Raw genomic sequence first — 24197 nt, forward strand, 5'->3', positions numbered from 1 at the left:
ACTCCTACTCTACGTCTGCTTTCATCGGATTGAAGAAGGCATTTAGTGCTTTCGCCATATCCTCTTTGTTTCCAGTTGTAATATAGTTCCCGGTCAAGGTATAAAAATCACTTTCACTGGTCCAGTCTTGAGCTAGCCAAACGAGATGTCGGTCTGTAAATGCTAATTCAGCAAGACCAGCTAGCGGTGCATCTGAACCTGCTTCCTTGACACCTTCAATAGCTGTTGGTGAGCCGTCCACATCATAATATTTCTGCATAACTTCAGGACGTGACATATATTCAACAAAAGCATTGGCTTCTTTCTTGTGCTTACTACTTGACGAGATAGACCAAGCTAGGTCTCCTGCTCCAATGGTCAAGCTTTGTCCTTTTTGCTTTCCAGGGAAAGGGAAAGTTCCAACATTAAACTTAGGATCTTGCGCATTGATTGCTGTGATAGCCCAAGAACCATTTGGAGTCATCAGGGCATCGCCTCTAGCAAAGGCACCGACAACATCAGTATAGCCTGCTCCCTGCCAGTTGGTTTGCATGGTTCCTTTTTTGCGGAATAAATCTAACAGCCTGAAATCATCTTTAAGCACTGAATCTGAAGACTTGATGGCATTTGGCTTGGAAAAACGTAGGTAATCATTCGCTTCCTTACCGCCACCTGTAGAAGTAGCAAGAGCTAACTGATGATAACCATTCAAGGTCCAAGTATCCGCTCCTGCAATGGCAAAAGGCGTTTCCCCTTTTGCTATAATCGTATCAACTAATTCCTCAAATTCCTCCCAAGTCTCTGGAACTTTCAATCCCAGTTCTTTAAATTTATCCTTGTTGTAATAGATACCATAAGCATTAGCAGTATAAGGAATGTTGTAAATTTTCCCGTTAATCGCATATTTATCTGCGTAATGATTCTTAACTCGCTTGAGATAATCTTTATTAGATAAATCTTCAAAGTACCCAGCTTTAGCCCATTCTTGCAATTCAATAGACTGGGGAAAGATATTAACAACATCTGGGATATCTCCAGCCAGAACGCGCGTTTTGAGTACTTCCCCAGCATTAGGGACGTTTACCACTTTCACATGCACATTCGGATTTTCTTTTTCAAAGTCTTGTGCAATCTCACGAAGGGTATCAACCATTTCACCCTTCTGATTGAAATACTCAATCGTTACCTTACCATCTGTTGACTCACCTTGGCTGCTGCAAGCTGACAGCCCCAAAAGGGACAGTCCTGTAATAGCAGCTAAGCTCATCTTTTTATACCATTTCATGGTCTAGCCTCCTTATTTTTTAATAAAATGCAACTGTCTGCTAAGATAATCTCCTTGCGGAAGATTCATAGTGATACCAGCATACATGAGTTCTGCACCTGAGTAAACTGCGCCATTTCCCTGTAGCTCATAAAGCCCTTCTTCCTCTAAGTCTTTTAGTTTCAAGGTTGTTTCCATCGTTTCCACAACTGATAAGACTCGGACGTAGGTTACAATCGTTTGATCTTCATAGTTAAATTGAACTGCTGCTTCATTGGAGCCCACATCTGGATTGATTAGCCTATACTGACACCCTAGCTGGACCACTGGCCGTAATTCTTTATACAACTTCACCTGGTCTGCAATCGCCGCTTTCTCCTCATCTGATAGACTAGTCAAATCAAGCTCATACCCCAGATTTCCCATCATAGCCACATGACCACGAGTTGCCAGCGGAGTAATCCGTCCCATCTGATGATTAGGCACTGCCGACACATGGGCACCCATTGAAATAGTCGGATAAAGATAAGAAGACCCATATTGGATTGGCAAACGAGCTATGGCATCGGTGTTGTCACTAGCCCAGACTTGAGGGAAATACCGCATCATACCAAGATCATTTCGTCCACCACCACCTGAGCAGGACTCAAATAAAATATTCTCATATTTCTCTGTCAAATATTTTACAATTTCATAAAGCCCCAAGATATACTTATGCGACTGCATTTTGGTCGCCAGATAGTCAATGCCATTCCCAAGATTGGTAATATTACGATTCATATCCCATTTTATGTAGTCAATATCGTGCTGACTTAACAACTGATCCAGTGTTTCTTTGATATAGGCTACCACATCTGGATTAGCATAATCCAATACGAGTTGATTGCGAGAGTAGGTATGATCCCGATCAGGTACTTGAATAGCCCAGTCTGGATGTGCCCGATAAAGCTGACTGTCTACGGAAATCATTTCTGGCTCAACCCATAAACCAAATTGCAATCCTCTGCTATGAACTTCTGCTATGAGCTCTGTCAAACTGCCACCTAGCTTATCTTCATTGACAAACCAGTCACCCAGAGCCCGATTGTCATCAAAACGGTTGCCAAACCAGCCATCATCGAGAACAAAGAGCTCAATACCAACTTTCCGCGCCTCATCTGCTAACTCTAGCAACTTCTCTTTTTTGAAATCAAAGTAAGTTGCTTCCCAGTTATTGATTAAAATTGGCCGCTCTCGCTTCGCAAATGCTTTAGGAATGATATGCTCTTGAACAAAAGCTTGGCTCTCATGACTAAGACCAGTCAAACCCTGAGCCGAATAATTCAACAGAGCAACAGGACTATAGAAAGTCTGCCCCGCTTCCAGTTTCCAAGCAAAGTTATCTTCATTGATACCGATACCTATCCGAACTTCATTCAACTGATTTTGCTGAATCCAAGCTTCAAAGTTTCCGCTATAAAGGAGTTGAATTGCCCAAACTTGACCAGCCTCTTCCGTCGTTTCACTATCACAAAGGATAAGGCTTGGAGTCTGCGCGTGACCAGAAGCTCCTCGGTTGGAAGCTATTTTGAAAATTCCCTGTTCTAGCTTGTGACGACGAACTGTTTTCTCCCTAGCATAAGCTCCCTGTAAACTAATCACATCATAAGTCCCTGCCGGTAAATCTGCCATTAAGCTCAAGTTCTTATGTATGACTGCTGTCTCTCTACCGATATTTTCCAGCTTAGTAAAGGTTACAATGGTATTGCTATCCTCAAAAGCTGTGTAATAAAGAGTGAGGCGTAAGTGAGCTACTGTATCCTCTAAAATAAAGGCCAGTGTTTCTGCATCTTCTGTACTGTGAGGGCTAGGCAATCCTGGAACTTCCAAACCTCCCTTAATCAGCTGACTCTCAACAAACCGAAAATCTGTTACTTCATTATTAGCATGTTGGACTTGCAGAGAAGGTTGCCGGAAGTCTCCTAAACCATGCTGCCCCAAAACCTGTCGCTGGGTATCTAAGCTAAAACTCCGCTCATTCGACCTCGGATTACCAGAAAAAGCATGATCTCGCTCAAATACTGTATTGGAAAAATGATAGGATTCAATTTTTCTGCCTAAGTGTTTAAGCAAAAGGTAGCCATCCCTTTCCTCAATGATAAGACTAGAATTTTTTGTATTGATATAGAATAGATGCTTGTCTATTTTTATAGCCATTTCTGAACCTCCATATTTACTAATATTTTACCTCATGAAATCGCTTCCTAAAATAGAATTATGTTAGGGAAATATGGTAAAATGTTAGGTAGGAGGCAAAATATGCTTGTTTTTTCAGAATACCAAACAGGAACAATTGATCTCTCACTTAGCTTCTACGGTTATGAAGAGTGCACACCTAGCTACTCTTTTGGACCAGCTATTAGAGATACCTATGTTCTTCACTACATTACCAAAGGGAAAGGTCAATTTCATTACAAAGGAAAAATTGTCGATTTAAAAACTGGAGATCTCTTTCTACTCAAGCCAAATGAACTTACCTTTTATCAGGCTGACAAAGAAGAACCTTGGTCCTATTACTGGCTGGGAATGACTGGCGGTAGGGTTTATGACTACTTCAATCACTCTCAGATTGCCGAAGACTGCTATCTACTTGCTAACCAGGAACGAAAAACAGATAGGATTGGGAAAATTGTTGAGAACTTGGTTTACTTCGCCGAGCAGACCAAATCTAACCAACTAGCTCAACTCCACATTATGGGCCAACTTTATGAACTCATCTTTCACTTGGGCAGCGTTGCCTATAAGCCCCAAGCAAATACCCTATCTGCAAGCCAGCAACTCTATCTAGCCTGCAAGCAGATAATTGACACTCAATATCCCAATCCTAACCTCAGCATTCAAGATATGGCAATTAAGTTGTCCGTTCATCGCAGCTATCTAACAACCATTTTCAAGGAGGAGCACCAAAGCTCACCTAAAGAATATCTGGAATATGTCCGAATGCATCGAGCTAAACAACTCCTCAAAAGCACCCGTGAGCCTGTCCAATTTATCGCCTATTCTGTCGGTTTCTCAGATCCCCTTTACTTTTCAAAGGCTTTTAAAAAATATTTTGGCTTTTCACCAAGCTCATTTCGAGAACAAAGTTAAGTTTTACTAAACATATCTTTGTTATTTACTAATCTTTGAGTTATAATTTATGTAGACAGTAAATTAAAAAGGACCAAATCAAATGGCTACTATCAAAGATATCGCCCAGACAGCTGGTGTTTCTCCCGCAACTGTTTCGCGGGTTTTGAACTATGACAAGTCCATGTCTGTCAGCGATGAGACGCGTAAGAAAATTTTCGATATCGCTGAACAGCTCAACTACAAAAAAAGTAAAAGGCAGAAAAAGAGTCTACCTCAGACCCATCGCATTGCTATCGTTGAATGGTACACAGAGCTGGAAGAGCTGGATGATCTTTACTACTACTCCATCCGCTTAGGCATCGAAAAGAAGGCCCGGGAACTGGGCTATGATATCGTACGGATTTTCAACAACGACTCTCTAAGCCAGCTAGAACAGATTGACGGCATCATTGCCATCGGAAAATTCAGCACTAAGCAAGTGCAGGAGCTAGAGCAATACAGTCCTGCCCTGGTTTTCGTAGATAGCGATACGCTCGACCAAGGCCATAGCTGTGTGACAACGGATTTTGAGCATGCCGTTACTCATGTTCTCGACCATTTTCTTGAGCAGGGTATTCGAGAAATCGGTATGATTGCTGGACGTGAAGAAACAGCAGACGGAACGATAAGTCTTGATGACCCACGTTTGGCCTGCTTCTGCCGTTACCTTAGTAAAAAAGACCTTTATCAGCCAGCCTATGTCAAGATAGGAAAGTTCTCCTCAGAGTCTGGCTACCAGCTGATGAAAGACATGATTGACCAGCAAAAAGAACAGTTCCCAAACGCTTTCTTCATTGCCAGCGATGCTCTGGCAGTCGGTGCTCTCCGTGCTCTTCAGGAATCGGGAATAGCTGTTCCCCAAGATGTCCAGATTATTTCCTTTAATGATACATCCATTGCCAAATACATCTATCCGCCTCTCAGTACTGTGACAGTCTTTACAGAGGAAATGGGCAAGCAAACTCTGCAGATGCTGGACCAGATAATTAAAACTGACGAAAGCCCCATCCCTTACATGATTAAGCTCTCTACCAAGCTGACACTAAGAGAAAGCAGCCATTAAGTTAGAAAGACCGCCTATGAAAACCTACGAAAAAATCTTTGACATCCTCAGCCGAGCTGACGACTATGTCAACGGCGAAAAAATAGCCCAAGAATTGGGCATTTCACGAACTTCCATTTGGAAGGCCATTCAAAAACTAGAGAAAGAAGGCATCCAAATCGAGTCCGTCAAAAACCGAGGCTATCGATTGACAGCGGGTGACTTACTAATTCCTGATTGGATTGAGGAACATTCCCCTGTTCAGGTCTCCTTCAATCCTGACTGCCAGTCCACTCAGATGGATGCCAAGACTGGCATGGAGGCTGGACGCCCGGCCAACACTCTCTATCTGGCCGCTACCCAATCTGCTGGCCGAGGCCGCTTCGGTCGTGCCTTCTTCTGCCCCAGCCAGGGCGGCTTTTACATGTCTCTCCACCTCAAGCCCAACCTCCTCTTCGACCAGCTCCCCTCCTATACAATCTTGACCGCAGGAGCTATCTACAAGGCAGTAAAAAATCTAACTCTTATGGAGGTTGATATCAAGTGGGTCAATGACATTTACTATCGAAACAAGAAAATTTCCGGCATCCTAACTGAAGCTACAACTTCTATCGAGACAGGACTCGTCACCGATGTCATCATCGGTGTTGGCTTTAATTTTTTCATTAGAGACTTTCCAGCCGACATCAAAGAAAAAGCCGGCTCCCTCTTCAAAGAAAAGCCAGCCATCAATCGCAATGAGCTCATTGCCGAGATTTGGAAATGCTTCTACGAAAGTGACCCAGAAGAGCTCATCTATCTCTACAAGCAGCAATCCTTGGTGCTGGGACGGCAAGTAAGCTTCAGCCAAAAAGGCGCAGACTACCAAGGTTTGGCCAAAGATATCTCAGACAGTGGGCAACTCTTAGTCCAGCTGACAGATGGTCAGGAAATCTGGCTCAACAGCGGCGAAGTCTCGCTGACCAGTTGGTAATCAAAAATTTCATTTCAAAAGGACTGAGTTCTAATGACTCAGTCCTGTTTTCATTATTTCGGTCCTAAATGTTTATCGATTTCATCCACAATCCGCCCCATGACATAGGAAATCTGCAGATTGCGCAGTACCAAAACTGCCCAGAAAGCAGCCATGAAATAGCGCCCCGCCATGATGGATTCATTGAAAAAATAGGTTTCTAAGGCCGTAAAAACAGCCATTACAATAAATTGTCGTCTGTTCATAGATTTATTATAACACGAAAACCTAGAAAAATCTTTTTTTAGTCCTCTTGAATGGTAATTTTTTCTGCTAAAAAGTCAAATCCCTCTGGAATCAGGCTTTCCTCTTCCTTCTCTTCAACCTCTACCTTGCCATTGCGGCTGCGAGCCGAAAAATCCGCCCTAATCTTGGTCCACTCTTCTAAGGAAATAGCCAAAATCTCTGGTGAAAATCCTGCCGCATTGCTGAGGATATTGCCAAACATGGTATTGAGATTGTCCCGCTTCATGGTCTGCTCAGCGTTAAAATTAGACTCAAAAGCTAAGATTGCATGGCTTTCATTGGCTGCCACTGGCTGCGATCCTGCCAGCAAGGCCTTATCAGCTCCAGCCAGACTTTCAATAATCTCACCCCAAGCATTCTGCAGCTTAGTCAGATTGCTGCGAGCCAGACTAGGATTGTCAAGAGCCTCTTCTAGGATGGCATTGACCTTATTGCGGTCTGCTCGGTAGCCCTTAGACTTCTGCGGCCGAATATCCGAAGTTTTGACAGCTGCTGCAGGTTTCCCATTGCCATTAGCCAGCTGCTGTTTAAGACTATCTATCTCTTGTCTCAGACCCTTGAGCTCATCAGCTAGATTATCCGGAATCGCTGGCGCTGTAGGAAGACTGCTGGTCTCTGCCAGTCGAATGGTCATCATTTCTGTATAAATCTTAGGCTGCAGGCTGTTCTTGATGTCTGCCAAACTTCTGGTCGCCATATCAATCATGGCAAAAAGAGTATCCTGCGGTGTATTGAGGTTTTCCAGAAAGAGCTCGCTGGCATGATGATTTTCCCCGCCAGTTTTGACAATAATCAAGTCACGCAGATATTGCAGGAGGTCCGTTACGAAACGGGCCATATTTTTGCCACTGTCAAAAATCAGATTGAGATTATACAAGGCTGCAACAGCATCATGAGCAATCAAGGCTGCTACATAGGCATCCAAGGCTCCCAAGCTGATAGAGCCAGTGATTTCTTCAGCAATGTCAGTAGTCAAACGATTTTCCTGAGTTAAGCTAAGAGCCTGATCGAGGATAGACAAGGCGTCCCGCATACCACCTTCCGCTCGACGGGCAATAATCTGCACACCTTCTTGCTCAAAATCAATCCCTTCCTGCTCCAAAATCCACTCAATATGGCCAATAATGTCCTGCGTCTTGATAGATTTAAACTCAAAACGCTGGACACGGGAAAGAATGGTCGCTGGAATCTTATGCAGCTCTGTCGTTGCTAGGATAAAGACCACATTTTCCGTTGGCTCTTCCAAGGTCTTGAGCAAGGCGTTAAAAGCCCCTGTCGAGAGCATGTGCACCTCGTCAATTATATAGACCTTGTGCTTGGCGAGACTAGGCGCATAGGTGGACTTGTCCCGAATGTCACGAATCTCATCTACTCCATTGTTAGAAGCCGCATCGATTTCAATGACGTCTTCAAGGCTCCCCTCAGTGATAGCCTGACAGATATAGCAGTCATTGCAGGGCTCACCGTCTTTTTGATTAGGACAGTTCATAGCCTTAGCAAAAATCTTGGCAACACTGGTTTTTCCTGTTCCACGCGGGCCAGAAAAGAGATAGGCATGGCTGATTTTCCCTTGCTCAACAGCCTGCCGCAGAGTAGTGGCTACCACCTGCTGCCCCACCAGCTGACCAAAGGTCTGACTGCGGTACTTTCGATATAAGGCTTGATACATTAGGCTTTTTCTCCAAACATTTCAAAATTCCAAGTCGTTTTTTCGAGCAACATCTGGACGAATTTTTCCAGATATTCCTGATCTACCTTATCATAATCACCTGCCAAGGATGAGTCTAAATCCAGCACCCCCAGCAGTCGGCCGTCTTTTACCATGGGCACCACAATTTCGCTCTTAGCCCGGCTATCACAAGAGATATAATTGGCATGCTGGGTCACATCATCTACGATAATCGTCTGCTCTTTCTCCGCAGATTCCCCACAGACACCCTTACCTAAGGTAATATGGACACAGGAAATACCGCCCTGAAAAGGCCCCAAAATTAGCTCCTTCCCATCAAAAAGATAGAAACCCGCAAAAACAGAATTAGGAAGAGCTTGATTGAGCAGGGCGCTAGCATTTGAAAGATTGGCTAAAGCATTGGTCTCACCCTCCAACAAGGCTTCCAACTGAGCCAATAAAAGTTGATAATTTGAAATTTTTTCTTTTGTATTCATAGAGTCTATTATATCAAAAAGCCGGTCTTTCAACCAAGCTTTTCTTTAATTTTGTTATTCAAAAATTCATCAATCAGTCTATTTACAATATCGGGTTGGTCGGTATTAGAATTATGTCCCGCCTTATCAATCCATTGAACAGACTTCCCAGTATTTCTTTCATAGGCCTTCAAATATCGTATGCAAGACCCTGCACGATCTTCTTTTCCACATATAACCAATTGTGGACATTTTACTTCATAAGAAAGCTTCTTCTCTACTGCTTCTGAAAATATCTTATATCCGTATCCCGCAAGACGAGCATACCTTTTTTGATCGCCATCATAAACCATCATCATATCATACATCAGTTTTCTTCCATAGTCTGTTGTTGATACGCTTTTAGGGCCTGATTTCAAAAGAGATTTCCATGGATAGATTCTATAAATTGCCTCCATATTTTTTAAGAGCCACAATTCTATAGCTGTATAATACTTCCTTTGCATGGAAGGTGAATCAATTGTCACGAGACCTTTTAGTTCCTCAGGAAAAAGTTGAGCATAAACCTGCCCAACATATCCTCCCATCGACTGACCAATTATGATTGGCCTTTCAATTCCTTCATTGACAAATATTCCATCTAACCACTTTGCCATATCAAACAAGCTAAAATCGAGCTTAAAAGGATAAGACGACGCGTGGCCTGGAGCATCCCACACCAGGACTCTATATTTGTCTTTAAAGTACTCTATTTGTTTGTCAAATAATCTATGGTCAGCTGTAAGTCCAGGTAAAAAGATAAGAGCACTTTGGGATGATTCAACAGCATCATTTGTCCAATAGTGAATGACTCCACTTGATGTTTCGTATGTCTTTTCAATCAAAATACTACACCCGCATTCTTATTTATTTTCCTCCAAAACCTTCACTTCATCACCCTCCACAAGCACCGCTTGGTGATTATTGAGGAGAAGTAGATCAAGCTGGTCGCTGTATGTATCCAGAGTGGTCTGGGCACTTTCGACAAAGGGTTCTTCGCCAACATGAGGCAGGACATAAAAATCCACCTCGCTTAGTGCCTCTGTATCATTCAGTTCCTTAGCAACCGCCTTATCGTCCATAATCTTATTATAGTCAATGTCCTTGGCTGTGATGATAGCACCAGCAGATTCGCCCACATAAACCATGCCGTCTGCAATTTGTTCTTTTATCAAGAACAAAAGCTGCTTTTTCTTTAGTTCTTGCAGAAGATAAAAAGTATTGCCGCCAGAGACATAGAGGAGTTTGCTTTGGAAAATCTTGGCCTGAACTGTCTCTCTATCACAAGCTGAAATATCCAAGACCTCTACTTGAAATCCCAAGTCCGCAAAGGTCTGCAGGGCTTCGTCAATATAACCCCTGTACTCTTCTACATTTCCAGCCGTCGGGATAAAAAGTACCTGATTGCCCAATTGCTTTTCAGACGCATATTGTCTGAACAAGTCCTTGACTCCCGCAAAATATGAACATAAAAATAATTGTTTCATAGAATACCTCCTTATTTTTTCTTAATTTTATAAAGAATCCATTGACCCTTTTTTTGACTATTCATGAGATGAACGTTCAAATCTGTCAAATAGTTTTCAAGTTTTTCTTGCTTTCTAAAGTCTGGTAGGTAGTAAGCTAATTTGCTCCATTCACATGCCAGTAAGATGATTCCATCAGGCTTGAGAATTCTCTTTAATTACAAAAAAGCTTGAGTTAAATCTGACCAATGAAAATGAGTCTGAAAGGCTGTAATCAAATCAAATTCCTCAAATGGAAGATTTGTTTTCTCAACATTTTTCACCTCAAAAGATAGGTCAGGCTCAGCCAATTTTTCAGCTGCTCTGATGGCCGTAGAAGAAATATCAATCCCCAGAACTCGACTATTAGGAAAGTGCTTTTTCAAATATTTCGAGGACGCTCCATTTCCAACTCCAACATCCAAAATAGCTTTAAATCTCTTCCTATAATCCAGCTGACTGACCGCCCAAACAACCATGGGCATATAAACACGATTCCATAACTTCATCATCCATAATCCTACAAAGCCGGACGGTCTCTTTGATTGGTACATTAAGTAAAGAAAAGCAAAAATAATCAGAAGACCAATCATTGCTATATAAATCATCTGTCTTCCCCCTCATATCTTCTGCCATAAAGCCTTTTAGCTTCCTTGGTATATTTCTTGATAAAATCCGTCTTGGAGTTTGTATAGGCATCCCGATTGTGCTCATACTGTTTCCACAAAGACAGTTTGAGCTGTTCATAGTCCTTAGCTACAGCAGGGTGCTCCTGTAAATAGTCTCTAAAGTAAAGTTCATCATGATCGCCTTCATAGCGCAAACGCAGATGGAAAACCCGCTCCGCAAAACCGCTCTGTGTGTAGCCTTTATTAAATGACATCCGCCCTTGCTTTCTGACATGAGGAGATAACCATTTTGCAGCAGCAAGTCTCTCATTACCACCATATCTGTTTCTTTGGGAATTTCCAATAAGATATCCACTATTGGCTTGGCCCAAATGGTCTCTACCGATGTTGAGCCAATATGGCTAAGACGAACAATCTGATGTTCTGGCAAAAAACTCAAAAGCCGAAGCCGTTCCGCCTCATACCAATCTTTCCACGCTGCCTGATGCTCTCTCAGAAAAATCGGAAAAAGCTGCCATAGCTCTTCGAGTGACATTTCCTCTAAAGATGGACTCATAAGCACCTCCTTAGGTAATTTATACAAGCGTTTTCTCTAGTTATGATTATAGGAAAAATACGCATCCTAGTCAAACCTCGCACTTATTGAACAGATATTTATTTTTGTAATATTTTTGAAAAGTTTTAGTTGTCAAACAATCTATTTTTTAGTAGAATGATGTCGGAGATATATTATTTAAAAGGAGTTCTTTATGAAAAAGTTTAGGTTTGGCACTTGGCTTGTCCTGTCAGCCGGCTCTTTGTTGTTACTTTCACAGGCTCTTCCTGCAGAGAATGTTGCTGCGAATCAGAAGAACCAGATTAAGGTCCAGCTGCTTAACCATAGCGATGAAACAGCTATCGGCACTCTGGAGTTGAATGGAGAGTATCAGCTAAAGCTTGGGAAAAAGGACAAGTACGGTCGGGCTACTGCTGCTCATGTCCAAATGCAGGAGCAACACAAAGCCAAAAAGAAAAAGGAGACCAAGGTCACTTACAATCCCATCGGTTGGCACAATTACAAATTTTACTATGGAAATGGAGATGATCGGGCTTGGCTCATGAATCGCGCTCATCTGATTGGCTTCACTTTCAGCGGCCTCAATAATGAAGGGAAAAACCTCGTTCCGATGACAGCTTGGCTCAACTCTGGCAGTTTCCAAGGACTGGATGACAATAACCCAGATAGCATGATCTATTATGAACATCGCTTGGAACGCTGGCTAGAGGAAAATCCTGATTATTGGCTGGATTACAAGGTTACTCCGATTTATACGGACAATGAGCTTCTTCCTCGCAAGATTGAGCTCCAGTATGTCGGGCTTGACGCAGAAGGCAATGTTGTCAGCATTCAGCTAGGGGGCAAGGAGACCATAGATGAAGACGGAATGTCTCATGTCCTCTTGGACAATGTTTCTCCAAATGCAGAGATTGACTACCAAACAGGCACTGCTGTCAATACCATGATTGAGTAGAATTATAGATAAGAACACAAAAACAGACCATCGCTATGATGGTCTGTTTTTTATTTATTTTTACCAATACAGACAGCCGTAAACCAGCAAGACTGCAATCATACTGAAAAGCGAGCCAATCAGGTAGTATTCAGCAAAGGACTGGCTTTCTGAAATCTTATTATAGCGGGCGATAGACTTAGCCGTAAAAACTAACCCAATTGCAGTAAACTGCCCGAAAATAAGAGAAAGTCCCATAATCAAGCGCTCTAATACCCCAATCATGGCACCAGCCCCCGCAATAGTCTCCCCACTGTCTTCTCCTGCCTGATACTTGCTGAAGAAGAGTTTAAAGAGGATATTAACCGGCTTACCAGTAAGGGCGAAGAAAAAGAGAGCCTGTAGCATGAGGTAGCGCTCAGACAGCCAATTAGGAGCTGAAATTTTCTGCTGCCCTAAGAGAAAATAAAGAGCAAAAATGCTAATCAGATGCAAGACCTGATCCAGTATAAAGGCAAACTTTTGAGCATGATGGCGGACAATCGATGAATTCAGCCTATTCTTCAAGAAGTCAATAAGCGCATGGCTGAGCCAGACCAAGGCGAAATATAGCAGATAATTAGGTAAGATGAGCCCCAAGAGCAACAAGGGCAAGAGAACAATTCCCAAATGAAGAATTAAGAAATTCATCCGCCGGCTTTTAAGGTCAGCCATTTTCTGACTTTGAAGCTGAAAATCAGCTAGTACATGAGCCAGCAAAGTCAATACAAGAATCGGATTCTGCACGAGAAATTCTGAAAATCCCATAAAATTTGTCATTCTTCAGCCTCCTTTGCTGCCTGTAGAATCATTTTCATAGCTAAACGGCGATTTCTCAGATAGATCTTCAGTCCAGACGACTTGAGCCGCTTACTAAGCGCACTGGGACTAATCTGTAACAGATCTGCTATTTCTCCATGAGAAAAATTCTCGTCATAGATATATTCCATGAGCATCCGCTCCAGAACCTCTCTCTGACTGGTATTCCACTTGCTCTGGATAAATGAAGTAGCTGCCAGCACCGTATTGACCGCCTGACTGAGCTCTTCATCTCCCAAGGATACAGCTATACGGCTGCTGCCGTAGTCGTTCTTCTCGTGAATAGCCTCAATGGCTGCGCGTGCCCTCCAGTAGGCCGGACCGTCGGCACCAATACTCTGCTCCCGATTGATATCCGTCACAATCTCCCCCAGGCCAAGCCCGAAGCGAATTGGGTGAGGAAAGCCCAAGGCAATCTGATCAAGGAGCTGCATAATCTCTGGATTAGGCCGCAGCAAAGCCTGAAACTCATCTCCAGTCGTCACCGTGAAAGGTGACACCAGATAATCCCGATAATCCTGATTTAGCACCGCCATCATGTCCTGCAGGTCCTTCTGCGCCTGCTTGCGATTTTTCAGCTGTTTGGATTCTATTAAATCTCCAATAAGAGCAATATAAAGCATACCAAACCTCCTTTAAGTCCATTATAAAGGAAATTTTAAAAAATGTCTATTTAAACGGCAACTTTTTAGAATATCCATTGTAAAGGAAAGACTATTTTTTATTTTTAGGTGCTGGTAATGCAGGGTAAGCAGCTTCAATCAAATTACAGAGAAAGGCTGCATCTTCTACTTCTTTTATATGAAGCATTGGCTTTGCGCCTGGATAAGGAGACTCATAAACCGGATTTTCAAAAAAATCCAGAGCTGGCTGGACTGGCTTGAGCAGTAAGCGATTGTCATAAATCCCGCCGAATAAGCGCCCCCGATAATAAAGCAAATACTCTCCCATCATCTTGCGAAAGCTAATTTCTTGCCCTAAGCCCTGCAGTTGCTTCAGAATGAAATCCAAATATTCTTGACTAGATGCCATCGGAACACCTCCATGAATTGATACTTTATTATACCAAAAATGGATGAAGATTTCCTGACTAAGAGATCAACTCATCTCCTGCAGTCTGTCTATCCTCAAGTAAGCAAAAAAGCTAGACCTTACAAGTCTAACTCTTTTACTTTTTATTTTTTCAAAAGTCCTTCCTTGACCAGATAGTCACGCGCAATGTCTTCTGCTTTTTTGCCCTCAATGCCAACTTGATAATTCATCTGACTCATCTGACTTTCCGTAATTTTGCCAGCAAGCTTATTGAGAATACCTTCCAATTCTGGATGTTTTTCTAGCAATTCAGCCTTCAGGAGAGGTGCTCCTTGATAAGGTGGGAAAAGGTGCTTATCGTCCTTTAAAACTTGTAAATCATAACGCGCAAGTTCTGCGTCAGTCGAATAGGCATCCGTGATTTGAATATCACCCGACTGAATAGCTTGGTAGCGAAGGGCTGGCTCCATGGTCGCTACATTAAGATTAAGGCCATATAGAGATTGCAAACCCTTGTTTCCATCTTCACGGTCGTTAAACTCTAGGGTAAACCCTGCCTTGAGCTTGTCTTGAACTGCCTTAAGGTCAGAGATGGTTTTAAGATTGTATTCTTTGGCGACACTCTTGGGTACAGCAATCGCATAGGTATTTTGATAAGCCATGTGATTGAGCAAGACTAGATTGTCCTGTTTTTTGATTCCATCACGTGCTGCTTCAAAAACTTCTTCAGCATCATTGCTGACCTTTGGAGCAGGCTGCAAGAGAGTTCCAGTAATCGTACCGGTAAACTCAGGATATATATCAATATCACCTTTTTTCAGTGCTTGATAAAGGAAGTCAGTCTTCCCAAAATTTGGCTTGACTGTCACAGTCATATCCGTATTTTCCTCGATAAGGAGTTTATACATATTCATAAGAATTTCTGGCTCTGGACCCAATTTCCCAGCAATAACCAGATGATCCTTCTCCTGCTTGGGAATCAGACTGGGTGTGTAAGAAGCGCCTAGTCCGAGGATTAAGACCGCAAAAGCAGTAAATACTGTCCGAAGCTTAGCCTTTTCCATCCATTTAAGAAGACTGTTGAAAAGAATTGCCAAAACTGCGGATGAAATTGCTCCAATCAAGATTAGACTGGCATTGCGACGGTCAATTCCTAGAAGGATAAAAGAACCTAGTCCACCAGCTCCGACAAGGGCTGCTAGAGTTGCCGTCCCGATAATCATAACCGTTGCCGTCCGAACTCCTGATACAATGACTGGCATTGCTAGAGGCAGTTCAAACTTTTTGAGCCGCTCCCACTTGGTCATCCCAAAGGCGATTCCAGCTTCTTCTAAACTAGGATCAATCCCATTCAAAGCCGTGACAGTATTTTCTAAAATCGGGAAAATAGCGTAAATCACCAGAGCAGTCAGTGCCGGCAGTGTGCCAATCCCCATAAGAGGGATAAAGAGTCCCAGCAGAGCCATTGAAGGAATGGTTTGAAAGATTCCAGCAATTTGCAGCACCCAATTGGCTGTTTTTTTATGACTATGAAGATAGATAGCGAGCGGAATGGTCAGGAAGATGGCCACTAGTAAGGTCAGAAGAGACAGCTGGAGGTGTTGCCCTAAGGCTGCCAACCATTCGCCAAAGCGCTCCTGAAAGGTAGAAAACAAATTAGCCATGTTGAACACCTCCAAATAAATCTGCTACAAAGCTGGTCGCAGGTGCAGATAAGATTTCCTCAGGTATCGCCACTTGACGAATCTCCCCGTCCTGCAGAACAGCAATCCGATTTCCCAACTTTAAAGCCTCGTCCGTGTCATGGGTAACAAAGATTGTTGTCATCCCAAACTGGTCATGAATACTCTTAGTCAAGCTCTGCAATTGCTTACGCGAGATAGCATCAAGAGCTGAAAAAGGCTCGTCCATCAGCAAGATTTTGGGTTGAGCGATAATGGCACGGACAATGCCCACCCGTTGCTGTTCACCGCCAGACAGCTCACTAGGCATACGCCGAGCATAATCTTCAGCAGGCAAGCCTACTAGCTCTAGCAATTCATCGGTCTTCTGCTGAATATCTGCCTTGCTCCATCCTTTCATTTCAGGAATGAGAGCAATATTTTCAGCCACAGTTAGGTTTGGAAAGAGGGCAATCGCTTGTAAGACATAGCCAGTAGAAAGGCGTAGCTCTCGCTCATCATAGTCCTTGATGCGCTTGCCGTCCATGCAAACATCACCATCTGTAGGTTCCAAGAGGCGGTTGATGATCTTGAGCATGGTTGTCTTACCGGACCCAGAAGGACCCACTAAAACCATGAACTCTCCATCCTCAATCTGTAAGTTGACATCTCTCAAGACATCCTTTTCTGTATAGCGTAGCGCTACATTTTTATATTCAATCATTCTTTGTCCTCAATTTAAAACTTTCCTCGATTAATTAAGTCTTCTACCTTAGGCATGACTTCTTTATTATCCCAATGCTCCACAATCAAGCCATTCTGCAAACGGAAGATATCGTACTGGGCATAAGCCACTCCATCTATCTGAGTCTGCCCATAGCTGACCACATAGTTTCCTTGTCCCAAAAGCTGGAAAACAAAGTCGAAAGTAACACCATGTTAAGCCACATAGTTTTTATAAGCATTACTCCCTTGGCCAATCTCATGATTATGCTGAATCAAATCTTCTGCCACATAATCACTCCACTGCTCTAGTTCACCGTTTTGGAAAATTTCTGTCAGGAAACGACGAACGGTTTTTTTATTTGCTAGCGTCTTGTCCAAATCCGTGATTTCAAAATCTCCAAAAATCTGATCTAACTGCCCATTTTCTGGAGCGCGATAGTAGTCAATGACATCCCAATGCTCCACGATACGACCATTCTCATCCGCACGGAAAGTGTCTGTCGTCACCCATTGAGCTTCCCCGCCATTAAGATATTGATGGACATGAACAAAGACTAGATTGCCGTCTTCAATGGTGCGAACAATCTTCATCTCACGCTCGGGATGGCGCTCAAAGAAATTTGCAAAGAAAGCCGCAAACCCTTCTTTCCCATCAGGCACACCTGTCGAATGTTGGATATAAGTATCTCCTACAGACTGTGCTTGAGCCTCAGCAACTCGTCCGTCTTGAATAGCATGAATGTATAGATTTTGTCCATTTTCAACTTGTTTTGACATATTCTAAACCTCATTTTCCTTCTCTTTCAGATTAGCCAAAATTCTTTCTTGAAAACCTTCAAATTGGCGAATTTCTTCCTCTGAAAATCCTTTGTAACAGATAGTATCCAATCTCTGACTGACACGTTGCCCAACTTCTTTCTGGGACCAACCCTGATCCGTCAACTTGACATATTTTTTTCGCTTGTCGGAGCCACACTGACTAAAGGTCACCAAACCCTGCTCTTCCAACTTTTTCAGCATAGTCGTCAACGTATTATTAGCAAGCCCAGTCGCAAGCGCAATATCTGTCGCAGTTGCACAGCCCGTCTTACTATTCCATAAAACCGCTAAAATCTTTTCCTGCTCACTCCGATAAAGAGAGTCAGGGTCTTGTCTCAGTAACTTTTGAAAAATCCGCCCATTCAACAAACGAATATGATGGGCTACCAAATGACAATATTTCATGAAACCTCCAATTTATTTCTATATCGAATTGTTTTTTAATTGTAACAATTTGAATTATATCTGTCAAGAATTTTGTTCTATTTGGAAATAATTTTAAACTGGGTAAAGATTTTAAACTTAAAGTTCCAAACTAAAAAGCTCAGTGCGGAAGAAGATCTTCTCTCTCGCACTGAGCTTCTTTTTTCTTAGTAGTATTCACCCTGACGGTAATCCCATGAGTTAAAGGTATCGGACAGGTGCATCATGATTTTGTCGATGTCCAAACCTTTGCGGATGACCACTGGTGCTGGTGAGATGGAACGTTGCCCACCTTGTTCTGGAATCAGTTTTCCAGCTTTATCAACCATAGAGACCATAACGCCTTGCTCGTAGCGCGTTTCAATGGTCTTATCTGGCTGGATAGAGGCTACATAGTCATCTGCTTCAATGACTAAGTCAACAGCATTTTCGATGCGCTCGCCAATTCCTTCGACCTTGCCACGGTTTCCCTTACCAGATGGGTTGGCTGAGGATGCATAGACCATCTTGCCCTCTTCCCAAAGCTTAGCTGCCAGCTGCTCGCCCGCCTTACCAAACTTAATAACAAAACAGCTAGTTCCACGAACATCTGTCATCAACTCTTCCCGACCATCACCAAAAGCTTTGAGCTTTTCAAAAGCTTCTGGCTTCCATGGAAGGATACAGCCCAAGAGGATGTCTTCATCCCAATGCTTTTGATAAAAAGCTTCAATTTCTGGATTCAGCTGAGCCAAAGCACGGAGCTCATCCATACTGCCACAGAGGACAACACCTGGCTTATTACGGTTACGAGACTTAGCTTCGAACTTACGCTCCAAGCCAGCTTTATCGCTAGTCATGATGATGTAACCCACCTTGGTAGGGCAAACGATACAGCCACCATCACCTTTCAAGATGTCATAACCTTCTTGTGAAAGCTGTCCGTTCCATTGAATGTGTTTTGTCATAAGTTTCTTCCTTTTCTATTAAATTAAGATTTATTTTACCATATATTTTTATCGGAGACAAGGTTTTTTCAGAATTTTCTCAATATAGCAAAAATAAGGTTACTGCCAATAAGATGGACGATTTTTTTCATATTCTGCAATCAAATCCTCGTACTGCAGCGTAATGCCGATGTCATCTAGACCGTTGAGGAGCTTGTGCTTCCATTCTCCATCAATGTCAAAGGAGAATTCTCCCACCGGTGAAAAAATCTTCTGCTGCTCCAAATCCACCGTCACTTCATCCGTCGGCTTCAGATTAGCCAAGGCTTGCCGCACTTCAAGAGGCTGGACGATAGGCAGCATACCGTTATTAAGCTCGTTATTGTAGTGAATATCCCCGAAAGATCCAGCAATGACTACCTTGAAGCCATAGTCAGCCAAGGCCCAGGCAGCGTGCTCGCGAGAGGAACCCGCACCGAAATTGTCCCCTGTAATCAGAATAGTCGCCTTGCGGTACTCCGGTCTATTAAAGACGAAATCAGGATCTTCGGTGTACTGATTGTCCAGATAGCGCCATGCGTACATGAGGTACTTGCCAAAGCCTTTTTTATCAATCAACTTGAGAAACTGCTTGGGCAAAATTTGGTCCGTATCGATATTATCGTTCATGAGGGGAACCGTCGTCCCCGTGTAGATTGTAAATTTTTCCATAAAACTTCCTTACTGGACCTCCGGTAGCTGGCGGACGTCTACGAAGTGCCCGGCAATAGCTGCCGCTGCTGCCATAGCTGGACTGCAAAGATGGGTCTTAGCACCAAATCCCTGACGATCCTCAAAGTTCCGATTACTAGTCGAAGCACAGTGGACTCCGTCTGGCACCTTATCTGGATTCATTCCTAAGCACATGGAACAGCCCGGATCACGCCACTCAAAGCCTGCATCCATGAAAATTTTATCCAGTCCCATCTTTTCAGCAGCCCGCTTGACCGGACGAGAGCCTGGTACGACGATAGCTGTCAGATTGGGAGCGATATGCTTGCCAGCGACAAACTTAGCTGCCAACTGCAAATCGCTGAGTCTGGCATTGGTACAGGAGCCGATAAAGATATAGCCTAGTTCAATATCTTCTGCTTTATTACCTGGGGAGAGGTCCATGTAATTGTAGGCCCGCTCGTCGTTCATGTCACGTATTTCTGGGAAAGCCGCGCCGAACTCAACTCCCATAGAAGGATTAGTTCCCCAAGTCACCATAGGTGCCAGCTCGGAAACATCAATCTCAATGATCTTATCATAGACAGCATCAGAATCACTGACCAGAGTCTTCCAATCAGCGACCGCTGCCTCAAAGTCTTTGGGAGCATCCGGCCGTCCTTGAACGTAATCATAGGTCTTCTGATCGGGGTTCATAATGCCCATCTTGGAGCCAAACTCAATAGACATATTGCAGATAGTCATGCGCTCTTCCATGGTCAGATGCTCAATCGCATCCCCAGCATACTCGACCACATGACCGACACCTGCAGCCACACCATATCGAGCAATCAGAGCTAAGATAAAGTCCTTAGAATAGACACCTTTAGGTGGCACTCCGGTAAATTTGACCAGCATTTTCTTGGGCTTGACCTGCCAAATGGTCTGCGTCGCAAAGACGTGCTCTACCTCCGAAGTACCGATTCCAAAAGCAATAGCTCCAAAGGCTCCGTGAGTGGCCGTGTGACTGTCACCGCAGACGATAAATTTGCCTGGCTGAGTCTTGCCCGTTTCGGGTCCAACCATATGAACAATTCCCTGCAGTTCCGATCCGTGAGCCGCATGCTCGATGCCAAAATCCTTAACATTCTCAGAAAGTTTATCAATCTGAGCCTTGGAAATCACATCCCGGATATCATAGATATTAACCGTAGGAACATTATGGTCAAAGGTCCCAAAGGTCAAATCCGGCCGTCTAACTTTGCGCCCTGCATCTCGAAGACCTTGAAAAGCCTGAGGGCTGGTTACTTCATGAATATAATGCTGATCCACATACATAAGCTGGGGCTGGCCTTCTTCACCTGTTATCAGATGCCTTTCCCAAAGCTTATCAAAAATCGATTTTCCAGCCATACTAGCTTCTCCATATGTAATACAAAATTCCGATTTCCACTATTATTCCGCAAATCCAAGCCAACCAGAAATACCATTTTCTGGTCTTGTGATGAAAGAGGCGACCGCCTAATAAAGCGCCCAAACCTCCGGCTGCCAATGCTGACAGCAGCAAAATCTTCTCGGGAATGCGAAAGTGATTTTTCTTAGCCTTTCGCTTATCCCAACCATAAAGCAGGAAAACGATAAGGTTCCATAGCAGGCAAATACCCGTTAATATCCATTTCATAAGTTATTAATAATTGCCTCCGTCATTTGAGCTGTTCCTGCCTGGCCGCCAAGATCTCGGGTTAAAATACCCTGAGCCAAAGTCTTCTCAACCGCTGCTTCAATCGCCTCTGCAGCTTCAAGCTCTGCAAAACTATCCCGTAGCATCATGGCCACAGAAAGGATCATACTGATAGGGTTGGCAATGCCTTTCCCTGCAATATCTGGAGCAGAACCATGGATGGGCTCGTAAAGACTTGGTCCAGCTGCCGAATGACTGGCCGATGGCATAACTCCCAGCGTCCCTGATAGGACACTGGACTCATCTGAGAGAATATCCCCGAAGAGATTTTCCGTTACTACGACATCAAACTTAGCAGGATTGGTAATCATGAGCATCGCAGCGCTGTCCACCAGTTGGTGCTCCAAGGTCACATCTGGATAATCCTTGGCCACCTCATCGGCTACTCTACGCCAGAGTTTGGATGTCGCTAACACATTTTGCTTATCAATACTGGTCACAAGCTTTCTGCGACCACGCGCAATGTCAAAGGCCTTACGGACAATTCGTTCCACCTCTTCATAGCTGTAGTCGTTAATATCACGCGCAGATCTGTCCTCCAAAATATGCTCACCAAAGTAAATCCCACCTGTCAACTCACGCACGACTACGAAGTCCACACCAGCAATACGCTCTGCCTTCAAAGGCGACAAATGCTTAAGGGCATCGAAAATCTTAACTGGGCGGATATTGGCATAGAGTTCAAGCTCCTTGCGCAGAGCCAGCAAGCCTTGCTCCGGCCGAACTGGTGCATTATCATACTGGGGACTACCGATAGCTGCTAGGAGAATAGCATCTGCCTCCTTGGCTGCTACCAGAGTAGACTGAGGCAGAGGATGACCTTCGGCATCAATACCAACACCCCCAAAAGCCTTCTCAGTAACATGATAAGTAAAACCGAACTTGTCCGCAACAGCAGCCAGAACTTGGAGACCGGCTTCCATGATTTCTGGACCAATACCGTCACCCGCCAGAGCTACAATTTCTTTTGTCATAGTCGCTTCCTTCTAATTATTTGCAGGCAGATCGCGGTAAGATACCTGATGGCCGATTTCACCAGCATTTTCCTTTTGCACAAAGGTATTGGCATGGATATAGGCAATGGCGCTGGCCTTAAGAACATCAAAGTCAATACCAGAGGAGTTGAAAATCGTATCTGTATCCGTATTTTCAACAGCTACCAAGACGCGAGCCTGAGAGTCAATACCGTCCGTTACTGCTTCGATGTTGTAAGATAAAAGCTGGACAGACTGGTTGAAGAATTGGTCAATTGCATTAAAGATGGCTTCAACGCTTCCCTTGCCTTCTGCCACACAGTTAATTGTCTCACCATCGCCATTAACCAGCTGCACATCCGCTGTGATGGTATGGTCGTCATTGGTCGTCAACTGCAGATCATCAAAGTGGAAGCCTTCAGGATTTTCGACCGTCGTTCCGGCAATCAGAGCCCGAATATCAGCGTCTGTGACTTCATTTTTCTTATCAGCCAAGACCTTAAATTTAGCAAAGAGATCATTGATTTCAGATTCTGCAAAGTCCAGAGCCAGTTCTTTGAGTTTTTCGACAAAGGCATGACGGCCAGACAGCTTGCCAAGCGGCAGTGAATTGCTCTTGACTCCAACCAGCTCAGGTGTGATGATTTCATAGGTCAGTGGATTCTTAAGGACACCATCCTGATGGATACCGGACTCATGAGAGAAGGCATTGCCACCAACGACCGCCTTGTTCTTAGGCACTGGAATACCTGAGAAACGGGACACCAGCTCAGAAGTGTTGATGGTTTCATTAAGGACGATATCCGACTCAACCTGATAATAGTCTTGACGAATCTCCAATGCAACTGCAACTTCTTCCAATGCTACATTTCCAGCCCGCTCACCAATACCATTGATAGTTCCCTGAACACGACCAGCACCGTGCTTGATAGCCGTCAAAGTATTAGCCGTTGCCATACCAAGGTCATCATGACAATGAACACCAAATACCACCTTATGATCAGAAGTCACATTTGCCACTAGGTAGTCGAAAATATTTGCAAACTCTTCTGGCGTGGTAAAGCCGACTGTGTCTGGAATATTGATATAAGTCGCACCTGCATCAACTGCTGTTTGTACCACCTGAAAAAGGAAATCTAGCTCTGTTCTTGTCGCATCCTCTGGTGAAAACTCAACTATATCGAACTTGGAGCGCGCGTAGGAGACATGCTCTTTCACCGCTTCTAAAATCTCTTCCTTGGACTTTTTCAGCTTGAACTCTCTGTGAATAGGACTGGTCGCAATGAAGACATGAATCTGTGGATGCTTAGCATCCTTGAGCGCTTCATAGCAGGCATCAATATCGGACTTGACCGAACGCGCCAGTCCAGTAACAGAAGCTTTTGTGATGACTTTAGCAATCTCCTGCACCGCCGCAAAAGAATCTGGACTCGCAGCTGGAAAACCGGCTTCAACGACTGAAATCCCCCACTTCTCTAACTGCTTGGCAATAGCAACCTTTTCCTTGATAGAGAAATTCACTCCTGGTGTCTGTTCGCCATCCCGGAGGCTGGTATCAAAAAACTCAACTTTGCGTGTCATAGACAACTCCTTTTCTAAGATACATAGACCATTTAGGAAAAACTCTTCCCCAACTTCTAGGTCGTGTTCAATGACTAAGACGGTATGAGACAAATTGATTTCAGAAAAATCAAGATGTAATCCCACTCCCGTCGCTCCTTTAGAAACCATTTCTTCCTCATCAGAGCTTGAGGTAAGATAGGTGAAATAAAAAACATCTCACTTGAGGAACAAGCGAGATGTTGATTTACTCCCGCTTGGTAAGCCAAACAGGACTAATGCTTTT

At 43.7% G+C, this 24197-nt stretch carries 23 protein-coding genes and 3 pseudogenes; 4 read left to right on the forward strand and 22 right to left on the reverse strand.

Translation table 11 applies throughout. The features are described from left to right. Positions 1-4: 4 nt before the first annotated feature. Both RYK49_RS07505 and RYK49_RS07510 read right to left on the reverse strand, forming a co-directional pair. Positions 5-1264, reverse strand: coding sequence for an extracellular solute-binding protein (locus RYK49_RS07505; RefSeq protein ID WP_314865369.1), 1260 nt, complete (start codon positions 1262-1264; stop codon positions 5-7). 12 nt (positions 1265-1276) lie between these two features. After that, complete coding sequence (locus tag RYK49_RS07510; RefSeq protein WP_314831186.1) at positions 1277-3439, reverse strand: alpha-galactosidase; 2163 nt, start codon at positions 3437-3439, stop codon at positions 1277-1279. Positions 3440-3541: 102 nt separating this feature from the next. Here RYK49_RS07510 and RYK49_RS07515 point away from each other — a divergent pair, with 102 nt between their 5' ends. The 3 genes from RYK49_RS07515 to birA all read left to right on the forward strand — a co-directional run bounded on the left by RYK49_RS07515 (position 3542) and on the right by birA (position 6408). Continuing rightward, on the forward strand, positions 3542-4372 hold the full coding sequence (locus RYK49_RS07515; RefSeq protein ID WP_314831185.1) for an AraC family ligand binding domain-containing protein: 831 nt from the start codon (positions 3542-3544) through the stop codon (positions 4370-4372). 82 nt (positions 4373-4454) lie between these two features. Further along, on the forward strand, positions 4455-5456 hold the full coding sequence (locus RYK49_RS07520; protein WP_314831184.1) for a LacI family DNA-binding transcriptional regulator: 1002 nt from the start codon (positions 4455-4457) through the stop codon (positions 5454-5456). A gap of 16 nt (positions 5457-5472) precedes the next feature. Then, positions 5473-6408, forward strand: coding sequence for a bifunctional biotin--[acetyl-CoA-carboxylase] ligase/biotin operon repressor BirA (birA, locus tag RYK49_RS07525; protein WP_314831183.1), 936 nt, complete (start codon positions 5473-5475; stop codon positions 6406-6408). A gap of 53 nt (positions 6409-6461) precedes the next feature. On the opposite strand, the gene RYK49_RS07530 is transcribed toward birA, so the two are convergent. The 7 genes and pseudogenes from RYK49_RS07530 to RYK49_RS07560 form a co-directional block, all read right to left on the reverse strand. Beyond that, the gene (locus tag RYK49_RS07530; RefSeq protein WP_002895701.1) at positions 6462-6653 is read right to left on the reverse strand and encodes a DUF3272 domain-containing protein; all 192 of its coding nucleotides are present in this window, start codon (positions 6651-6653) and stop codon (positions 6462-6464) included. A 38-nt stretch (positions 6654-6691) separates the two neighbouring features. Continuing rightward, on the reverse strand, positions 6692-8362 hold the full coding sequence (gene dnaX, locus RYK49_RS07535; protein WP_314831182.1) for a DNA polymerase III subunit gamma/tau: 1671 nt from the start codon (positions 8360-8362) through the stop codon (positions 6692-6694). Then, entirely contained in the window at positions 8362-8859 is a 498-nt protein-coding gene (locus RYK49_RS07540) for a GAF domain-containing protein (RefSeq protein ID WP_314831181.1), read from the reverse strand. Before RYK49_RS07540 ends, dnaX begins: the two co-directional genes overlap by 1 nt. A 29-nt stretch (positions 8860-8888) precedes the next feature. Further along, positions 8889-9722, reverse strand: a complete 834-nt coding sequence (locus tag RYK49_RS07545) for an alpha/beta hydrolase (RefSeq protein WP_314831180.1) — start codon at positions 9720-9722, stop codon at positions 8889-8891. Between the two features lie 18 nt (positions 9723-9740). Beyond that, positions 9741-10364, reverse strand: a complete 624-nt coding sequence (locus tag RYK49_RS07550) for a Type 1 glutamine amidotransferase-like domain-containing protein (protein WP_314831179.1) — start codon at positions 10362-10364, stop codon at positions 9741-9743. 11 nt (positions 10365-10375) lie between these two features. Continuing rightward, positions 10376-10990 (reverse strand): annotated as a pseudogene (locus RYK49_RS07555) (class I SAM-dependent methyltransferase). Then, positions 10987-11567, reverse strand: a pseudogene (locus RYK49_RS07560) (GrpB family protein). The pseudogenes RYK49_RS07555 and RYK49_RS07560 overlap by 4 nt, the downstream one beginning before the upstream one ends. Before the next feature lie 193 nt (positions 11568-11760). Between RYK49_RS07560 and RYK49_RS07565 the strand changes: the two are divergent. Beyond that, positions 11761-12522 (forward strand): DNA/RNA non-specific endonuclease, encoded by a 762-nt coding sequence (locus tag RYK49_RS07565; RefSeq protein WP_111675933.1) that lies wholly within the window; start codon positions 11761-11763, stop codon positions 12520-12522. Between the two features lie 60 nt (positions 12523-12582). Here RYK49_RS07565 and RYK49_RS07570 read toward each other — a convergent pair whose 3' ends face one another. The 13 genes and pseudogenes from RYK49_RS07570 to RYK49_RS07630 form a co-directional block, all read right to left on the reverse strand. Then, positions 12583-13320, reverse strand: coding sequence for a DUF3307 domain-containing protein (locus RYK49_RS07570; RefSeq protein ID WP_111675934.1), 738 nt, complete (start codon positions 13318-13320; stop codon positions 12583-12585). After that, entirely contained in the window at positions 13317-13982 is a 666-nt protein-coding gene (locus RYK49_RS07575) for a SatD family protein (RefSeq protein ID WP_111675935.1), read from the reverse strand. Before RYK49_RS07575 ends, RYK49_RS07570 begins: the two co-directional genes overlap by 4 nt. Before the next feature lie 91 nt (positions 13983-14073). Beyond that, positions 14074-14391 carry a TfoX/Sxy family protein gene (locus tag RYK49_RS07580; protein ID WP_314831178.1) on the reverse strand — a complete coding sequence of 106 codons (318 nt, stop codon included), beginning with the start codon at positions 14389-14391 and terminating at the stop codon, positions 14074-14076. 143 nt (positions 14392-14534) lie between these two features. Continuing rightward, a complete protein-coding gene (locus RYK49_RS07585) occupies positions 14535-16055 on the reverse strand; it encodes an ABC transporter permease/substrate-binding protein (protein WP_314831177.1) in 1521 nt (506 codons plus the stop codon). Beyond that, the gene (locus RYK49_RS07590) at positions 16048-16776 is read right to left on the reverse strand and encodes an ABC transporter ATP-binding protein (RefSeq protein ID WP_314831176.1); all 729 of its coding nucleotides are present in this window, start codon (positions 16774-16776) and stop codon (positions 16048-16050) included. Before RYK49_RS07590 ends, RYK49_RS07585 begins: the two co-directional genes overlap by 8 nt. 14 nt (positions 16777-16790) lie before the next feature. Beyond that, positions 16791-17555, reverse strand: a pseudogene (locus tag RYK49_RS07595) (nuclear transport factor 2 family protein). Between the two features lie 3 nt (positions 17556-17558). After that, positions 17559-18002 carry a MarR family transcriptional regulator gene (locus RYK49_RS07600; protein ID WP_314831175.1) on the reverse strand — a complete coding sequence of 148 codons (444 nt, stop codon included), beginning with the start codon at positions 18000-18002 and terminating at the stop codon, positions 17559-17561. A 185-nt stretch (positions 18003-18187) separates the two neighbouring features. After that, positions 18188-18967 carry a Sua5/YciO/YrdC/YwlC family protein gene (locus tag RYK49_RS07605; protein ID WP_314831174.1) on the reverse strand — a complete coding sequence of 260 codons (780 nt, stop codon included), beginning with the start codon at positions 18965-18967 and terminating at the stop codon, positions 18188-18190. Positions 18968-19066: 99 nt separating this feature from the next. Continuing rightward, positions 19067-19657, reverse strand: a complete 591-nt coding sequence (gene leuD, locus RYK49_RS07610; RefSeq protein ID WP_002895722.1) for a 3-isopropylmalate dehydratase small subunit — start codon at positions 19655-19657, stop codon at positions 19067-19069. A gap of 9 nt (positions 19658-19666) precedes the next feature. After that, on the reverse strand, positions 19667-21049 hold the full coding sequence (leuC, locus tag RYK49_RS07615; RefSeq protein ID WP_314831172.1) for a 3-isopropylmalate dehydratase large subunit: 1383 nt from the start codon (positions 21047-21049) through the stop codon (positions 19667-19669). Between the two features lies 1 nt (position 21050). Then, positions 21051-21317: a DUF1294 domain-containing protein gene (locus RYK49_RS07620; RefSeq protein WP_314831171.1), complete on the reverse strand. Its 267-nt coding sequence runs from the start codon at positions 21315-21317 to the stop codon at positions 21051-21053. Beyond that, on the reverse strand, positions 21314-22351 hold the full coding sequence (gene leuB / locus RYK49_RS07625) for a 3-isopropylmalate dehydrogenase (protein WP_314831170.1): 1038 nt from the start codon (positions 22349-22351) through the stop codon (positions 21314-21316). The genes RYK49_RS07620 and leuB overlap by 4 nt, the downstream gene beginning before the upstream one ends. Positions 22352-22363: 12 nt before the next feature. After that, positions 22364-23932 (reverse strand): 2-isopropylmalate synthase, encoded by a 1569-nt coding sequence (locus RYK49_RS07630; RefSeq protein WP_314831193.1) that lies wholly within the window; start codon positions 23930-23932, stop codon positions 22364-22366. Positions 23933-24197 lie beyond the last annotated feature (265 nt).

The organism is uncultured Streptococcus sp. (assembly GCF_963525625.1).
In the GTDB taxonomy this organism is placed as follows: Bacteria; Bacillota; Bacilli; order Lactobacillales; family Streptococcaceae; genus Streptococcus.

What these genes read in the sequence shown, in the direction of transcription:
- RYK49_RS07505 (WP_314865369.1), bottom strand. Translation starts at nt 1,264, where the DNA reads ATGAAATGGTATAAAAAGATGAGCTTAGCTGCTATTACAGGACTGTCC.
- RYK49_RS07510 (WP_314831186.1), bottom strand. Translation starts at nt 3,439, where the DNA reads ATGGCTATAAAAATAGACAAGCATCTATTCTATATCAATACAAAAAAT.
- RYK49_RS07515 (WP_314831185.1), top strand. Translation starts at nt 3,542, where the DNA reads ATGCTTGTTTTTTCAGAATACCAAACAGGAACAATTGATCTCTCACTT.
- RYK49_RS07520 (WP_314831184.1), top strand. Translation starts at nt 4,455, where the DNA reads ATGGCTACTATCAAAGATATCGCCCAGACAGCTGGTGTTTCTCCCGCA.
- birA (WP_314831183.1), top strand. Translation starts at nt 5,473, where the DNA reads ATGAAAACCTACGAAAAAATCTTTGACATCCTCAGCCGAGCTGACGAC.
- RYK49_RS07530 (WP_002895701.1), bottom strand. Translation starts at nt 6,653, where the DNA reads ATGAACAGACGACAATTTATTGTAATGGCTGTTTTTACGGCCTTAGAA.
- dnaX (WP_314831182.1), bottom strand. Translation starts at nt 8,362, where the DNA reads ATGTATCAAGCCTTATATCGAAAGTACCGCAGTCAGACCTTTGGTCAG.
- RYK49_RS07540 (WP_314831181.1), bottom strand. Translation starts at nt 8,859, where the DNA reads ATGAATACAAAAGAAAAAATTTCAAATTATCAACTTTTATTGGCTCAG.
- RYK49_RS07550 (WP_314831179.1), bottom strand. Translation starts at nt 10,364, where the DNA reads ATGAAACAATTATTTTTATGTTCATATTTTGCGGGAGTCAAGGACTTG.
- RYK49_RS07565 (WP_111675933.1), top strand. Translation starts at nt 11,761, where the DNA reads ATGAAAAAGTTTAGGTTTGGCACTTGGCTTGTCCTGTCAGCCGGCTCT.
- RYK49_RS07570 (WP_111675934.1), bottom strand. Translation starts at nt 13,320, where the DNA reads ATGACAAATTTTATGGGATTTTCAGAATTTCTCGTGCAGAATCCGATT.
- RYK49_RS07575 (WP_111675935.1), bottom strand. Translation starts at nt 13,982, where the DNA reads ATGCTTTATATTGCTCTTATTGGAGATTTAATAGAATCCAAACAGCTG.
- RYK49_RS07580 (WP_314831178.1), bottom strand. Translation starts at nt 14,391, where the DNA reads ATGGCATCTAGTCAAGAATATTTGGATTTCATTCTGAAGCAACTGCAG.
- RYK49_RS07585 (WP_314831177.1), bottom strand. Translation starts at nt 16,055, where the DNA reads ATGGCTAATTTGTTTTCTACCTTTCAGGAGCGCTTTGGCGAATGGTTG.
- RYK49_RS07590 (WP_314831176.1), bottom strand. Translation starts at nt 16,776, where the DNA reads ATGATTGAATATAAAAATGTAGCGCTACGCTATACAGAAAAGGATGTC.
- RYK49_RS07600 (WP_314831175.1), bottom strand. Translation starts at nt 18,002, where the DNA reads ATGAAATATTGTCATTTGGTAGCCCATCATATTCGTTTGTTGAATGGG.
- RYK49_RS07605 (WP_314831174.1), bottom strand. Translation starts at nt 18,967, where the DNA reads ATGACAAAACACATTCAATGGAACGGACAGCTTTCACAAGAAGGTTAT.
- leuD (WP_002895722.1), bottom strand. Translation starts at nt 19,657, where the DNA reads ATGGAAAAATTTACAATCTACACGGGGACGACGGTTCCCCTCATGAAC.
- leuC (WP_314831172.1), bottom strand. Translation starts at nt 21,049, where the DNA reads ATGGCTGGAAAATCGATTTTTGATAAGCTTTGGGAAAGGCATCTGATA.
- RYK49_RS07620 (WP_314831171.1), bottom strand. Translation starts at nt 21,317, where the DNA reads ATGAAATGGATATTAACGGGTATTTGCCTGCTATGGAACCTTATCGTT.
- leuB (WP_314831170.1), bottom strand. Translation starts at nt 22,351, where the DNA reads ATGACAAAAGAAATTGTAGCTCTGGCGGGTGACGGTATTGGTCCAGAA.
- RYK49_RS07630 (WP_314831193.1), bottom strand. Translation starts at nt 23,932, where the DNA reads ATGACACGCAAAGTTGAGTTTTTTGATACCAGCCTCCGGGATGGCGAA.